3 protein-coding genes and 1 pseudogene are annotated in these 3,983 nt (G+C 70.2%); all 4 read right to left on the bottom strand.

Features of this window, described 5'->3' with window-relative positions; genetic code table 11:
• Positions 1-130: 130 nt before the first annotated feature.
• Positions 131-1,363 carry a bifunctional phosphopantothenoylcysteine decarboxylase/phosphopantothenate--cysteine ligase CoaBC gene (gene coaBC, locus A6302_RS19500; protein WP_069308422.1) on the bottom strand — a complete coding sequence of 411 codons (1,233 nt, stop codon included), beginning with the start codon at positions 1,361-1,363 and terminating at the stop codon, positions 131-133.
• Between the two features lie 181 nt (positions 1,364-1,544).
• Positions 1,545-2,501, bottom strand: coding sequence for a type I pantothenate kinase (gene coaA / locus A6302_RS19495; protein ID WP_069308421.1), 957 nt, complete (start codon positions 2,499-2,501; stop codon positions 1,545-1,547).
• A gap of 76 nt (positions 2,502-2,577) precedes the next feature.
• The gene (locus tag A6302_RS19490; protein WP_069308420.1) at positions 2,578-2,901 is read right to left on the bottom strand and encodes a phosphoribosyl-ATP diphosphatase; all 324 of its coding nucleotides are present in this window, start codon (positions 2,899-2,901) and stop codon (positions 2,578-2,580) included.
• A gap of 332 nt (positions 2,902-3,233) precedes the next feature.
• A pseudogene (gene hisF, locus A6302_RS19485) lies at positions 3,234-3,983 on the bottom strand (imidazole glycerol phosphate synthase subunit HisF); the annotation flags it as partial.

Raw genomic sequence — 3,983 nt, 5'->3', positions numbered from 1 at the left:
CCGTGCTCGCTGAACCGGTGGAAGGTCCGAACCTGTCCGCGAGTTCCCCTTCTCCCCGACGGGGAGAAGGTGGCCCGAAGGGCCGGATGAGGGGGCCGCTGCCTCTCCACCCGCACCACCCGCAACGAGATCACTCCCCAAGTCGCGCCGCGATCACCCCCGCCAGCCGCTCGGCCACCTCCACTTTCGACAGGGTCGGCCAGGTCTCCATGCTGTCGGGGCCGACCAGATGCAGCGTGTTGGCGTCGCCGCCGAAGACGCCGTGTTCGGGCGAGACGTCGTTGGCGCAGATGAGGTCGGCGCCCTTGCGCGCGAGCTTGTCGCGGGCGTAGCCGGCGACGTTGCCGGTCTCGGCGGCAAAGCCGACGACGAGGGTCGGCCGCAGGTCCGGGTGGTGGCCGATGGTGGCGAGGATGTCGGGGTTCTCGGTCAGCGCCAGCGCCGGCGGCCGGCCCGAGCCGTCCTTCTTCATCTTGGCGTCTGCCGCATCCGCCGTGCGCCAGTCGGCGACGGCCGCGGCCATCACCGCGATGTCGGCAGGCAATGCGGCAAGGCTGGCGGCCAGCATCTCGCGCGCCGTCTCGACCCGCACCACCGTGACGCCGGCCGGGTCGGGGATCGTCACCGGGCCGGAGACCAGCGTCACGTTTGCGCCCAGCCGGGCCAGCGCCGCCGCGATCGCGTGGCCCTGCTTGCCGGAGGAGCGGTTGGCGATGTAGCGCACCGGATCGATCGGCTCGTGGGTCGGGCCGGAGGTGACCAGCGCGGTCTTGCCCGAAAGCGGGCCGGCCAAAGGTGCCGACAGCGGATCGTCGAGCCTTGCAAAATGCGCCTCGATCGCCGCGAGGATCTCCATCGGCTCGGCCAGCCGGCCGGGGCCGCTCTCGCCGCGCTCGGCCATGGCCCCGACATTGGGCCCGAGGAAGCGGACGCCGTCGCGGCGCAGGGTCTCGGCGTTGCGGCGCGTGGCCGGATGCGCCCACATGCGCGGGTTCATCGCCGGGCAGACCAGCACCGGCTTGTCGGTCGCCAGCAGGATGTTGGTGGCAAGGTCATCGCACAGGCCGTGTGCCATCTTCGCCATCAGGTCGGCGGTGGCCGGGGCGACCACCACGAGGTCGGCCTCGCGCGACAGGCGGATATGGCCGATGTCGGCCTCCGCGGTGAGGTCGAACAGGTCGTCGTGGACCTTCTCGCCGGTGAGAGCCCCCACGGTGAGCGGCGTGACGAATTCCTTCGCCGACCGGGTCATCACCGCGCGCACGCTGGCGCCGCGCTCCTTCAGGCGCCGGATCAGCTCCAGCACCTTGTAGGCGGCGATGCCGCCGCCGACGATCAGGAGGATGCGCTTGGTCTGGAGCATGGCGGGTTCCGGGTAGGCGGGGCGAAGGCGGCGAGGAGAACCGGATGTGCGGCGTGGCCCCCTCATCCGCCCCTGCGGGGCACCTTCTCCCGCGAGGGAGAAGGAAGGTCACGATGCCGCAGAGGAACTCCGACCCTGGATCGTGTCGGAGCCTAGCCCGAAGCCCGCCGCCGGCCAAGCCTCACAGCTTGCGCAGCATGACCTGCTCGATGTGGTGATCGGCGCCCTTGCGCAGGATCAGGTCGGCGCGCGGCCGGGTCGGCAGGATGTTGTCCTTGAGGTTGACGAGGTTGATCCGCTCCCACAGGCCCGTGGCGATCTCGCCGGCCTCCGCCTCGCCCACCTCGGCATAGCGGGCGAAATACGAGCGCGGATCGCGGAAGGCGGTCTGGCGCAGGCTCATGAAGCGCTGGATGTACCAGCGGCGGAGTTCGTCCTCGTCGGCGTCGATGTAGATCGAGAAGTCGAAGAAGTCGGAGACGAAGGGCACCGCCTTGCCATCCTTGGGCAGGCGGCTGGTCTGGAGCACGTTGAGGCCTTCGAGGATCAGGATGTCCGGCTGGTCGACCACCACCTCCTCGCCCGGCACCACGTCGTAGACGAGGTGGGAGTAGAGCGGCGCGCGCACCTTCGGCTGGCCGGCCTTGATCGCCGACAGGAAGGCCAGCAGCGCCGGCAGGTCGTAGCTTTCCGGAAAGCCCTTCTTCTCCATCAGGCCCTCGGCGCGCAGCACCGCGTTCGGATGGAGAAAGCCGTCGGTGGTGACGAGGTCGACCTTGGGGCTCGACGGCCAGCGCGCCAGCAGCGTCTTGAGGATGCGCGCGGTGGTCGACTTGCCGACCGCCACGGAGCCGGCGAGGCCGATCACGAAGGGCATCTTGCGCTCGGTCTTGCCGAGAAAGCGCTGGGTGGCGCCGTGCAGCCCCTGCGTCGCCTCGACATAGAAGGACAGGAGGCGCGACAGCGGCAGGTAGATCATCGCCACCTCGGTCAGCGAGACCGGGTCGTCGAGGCTGCGCAGGCGCTCCAGATCTTCCAGCGTCAGGGTCATCGGCATGCCCTGGCGCAGGTCCGCCCATTCCGCCTTGGTGTAGGTGAGGTAGGGCGAGATGTCGGTCTGCGGAATGCTCTTGTCCATCGGCTGCGCTTCCCTCGCCCCTCTCCGGTGCCCCGTTCCCGAGGCTGCCCGCCCGGATCGCCCGCCGGTCCTTGTGTCAGTCGGCCGGCCGCGACGCCTTTTCCTGAAGCCCGGTCTGCCCGGTGCGCGCGGCCAGCTCGTCCATCACCTCGGTCAGCCCGACGCCGGACACGTGAAGCAGGACGAGCAGGTGGTAGAGCAGGTCCGCGCTTTCCTTGCGCAGTTCCACGGCATCGCCGGCCATGGCCGCGATCACCGTCTCGACCGCTTCCTCGCCGAGCTTCTGGGCGCATGTGCCGACACCGCGGCCGACCAGCTTGCGCGTGTAGGACGCCGCGTCGTCGGAGGCAGCGCGTGCCGCGACGATGGCCTCCAGGTCGGAAAGGGAAAAGCCGGTCATTGGTCGAAGTCGCCGTCTCGAACTCGCGGGCCGCCGCGTTTCCCGCCGCCGCCCCCCCGGCGCCGGCATGGAATTTCGCCGCGATGGTCTATCGCGGATTGCCGCGCCGCGCCATAGCGCAAGGCCGGATCGGCAGCGGCGGGCGGCCGCAGGCGGAGCGAAAGTCCTTTTCCGGTGGGCCGAAGAGCCCGAAGGCGGCAAAGGGGCCCATCCTTGCCTCGATGAATCCTGACCTGTCAGGACTTATCGTCTGCGGCCTGACCGGCCGGCGCCCGGTCGGGCGCTTCCTCAGGCGCAAAGCGACCTGCGGTCAGGACTTTGCGCGTTCGGTGTCAGCCGTGGGTGCGCACCGCAAGGCCGGCGGCGGCCATGTGGGCCTTTGCCTGCGGGATGGTGTAGGTGCCGAAGTGGAAGATCGAGGCGGCCAGCACCGCCGTGGCATGGCCGTCGCGGATGCCCTCGACCAGATGGTCGAGCGTGCCGACGCCGCCGCTGGCGATCACCGGCACATGCACCGCATCGGCGATGGTGCGGGTCAGCTCGATGTCGAAGCCGGACTTGGTGCCGTCACGGTCCATCGAGGTGACCAGCAGCTCGCCGGCCCCCAGCGCCACCACGTCGCGGGCAAAGGTCACCGCGTCGAGGCCGGTGGCGTTGCGCCCGCCGTGGGTGAAGATCTCCCAGCGCGGCGCCTCGCTGGGCGCGGAGACGCGTTTCGCGTCGATCGAGACGACGATGCACTGGTCGCCGAACTTGTCGGCGGCGCGGCCGACGAAGCCGGTGTCCTTCACCGCCGCCGAGTTGATCGACACCTTGTCGGCGCCGGCCAGCAGCAGGGTGCGGATGTCCTCCACCGTGCGCACGCCGCCGCCGACCGTCACCGGCATGAAGCACAGCGCGGCGGTGCGCTCGACCACGTCGATCAGCGTGCCGCGCGCCTCGTGGCTGGCGGTGATGTCGAGGAAGCAGAGCTCGTCGCGCCCGCCGCGTCATAGGCCGCCGCCGCCTCCACCGGATCGCCGGCATCGCGCAGGTCGACGAAGTTGACGCCCTTGACGACGCGGCCGTCCTTGACGTCGAGG

It is taken from the genome of Methylobrevis pamukkalensis (assembly GCF_001720135.1).
Lineage (GTDB): Bacteria > Pseudomonadota > Alphaproteobacteria > Rhizobiales > Pleomorphomonadaceae > Methylobrevis > Methylobrevis pamukkalensis.
The sequence above is the reverse complement of the archived record's forward strand: the minus strand, read 5'-3'. Positions and strand labels throughout refer to the sequence as shown.